The sequence below is a fragment of the Methylobacterium sp. CCH5-D2 genome (assembly GCF_001556475.1).
Taxonomy (GTDB): domain Bacteria; phylum Pseudomonadota; class Alphaproteobacteria; order Rhizobiales; family Beijerinckiaceae; genus Methylobacterium; species Methylobacterium hispanicum.
The window spans coordinates 1-722 of the sequence record NZ_LSIX01000427.1 but is presented as its reverse complement, the minus strand read 5'-3'; the positions used below and the strand labels follow the sequence as shown (position 1 = coordinate 722).

The window sequence follows — 722 nt, the reverse complement described above, 5'->3', positions numbered from 1 at the left end:
AGGGACAGGGGACCAGCGGCTTGGGAATCGGACAGGGCTGTGAGCATGGCGTGCTCGAGGGCGAAAGGGATTGAAGCGGGGAGGGGAGGGCGATCCGGGGGCGGACCAGCCGGATCAGCACAAGTCGCGAGCGCTGTTGTGGGTGGGGTACTCCACCTCGTCGGCGGCAAAGCGATCCGCAAGAGCGAGAATCAGGAGCGTGCCGAAAGCGACGAGGCCGATGGTCAGGGGGAAGGCGCTAGGTAGGGGACTCATTCAAGTCTATGCTGTGATACAGGAAACGAGGGCGACGGCGGCCAGACCTACACGGTCAGCTCGGCCCAGAATGGCGACGCCCTGCTCACCCTCTCGGGCGGCGGCGTGGTCGACTTGGCCGGCATCCGGGGGGATCAGGTCAGCGCGAGCTACTTCGTAGCTTACTTCGTAGCTTAAAAGGTATGATGAGGTCCCGGCCGCCGATACGGATCGGGGCCTCTCACCTATCGCGGGCCACTGCCCGAACTGTACGACCTCAACGATAGATCCCTGTGCGCAACCGTGCACCATCGCTGTCAGGTCAGCGCCACGTTGGCATCCTGGCACAAACAGGGGGACGCCTGGATGCTTCGAGCTGCCAAGGCCGCTGTGATGGTGCTGGCCGTACTGACACTCACAGCCGGTCCAGCTGACGCCCGCGGAGGGTGTGGTGCTGTCTCTTATACACATCTCCGAGCCCACGAGAC

At 63.9% G+C, this 722-nt stretch carries 1 protein-coding gene; it reads right to left on the bottom strand.

All coding sequences use genetic code 11. The annotated features are described in order from the left end of the window. Window positions 1–114: 114 nt before the first annotated feature. A complete protein-coding gene (locus AX737_RS34295) occupies window positions 115–255 on the bottom strand; it encodes a hypothetical protein (RefSeq protein WP_197430538.1) in 141 nt (46 codons plus the stop codon). Between the last annotated feature and the right edge of the window lie 467 nt (window positions 256–722).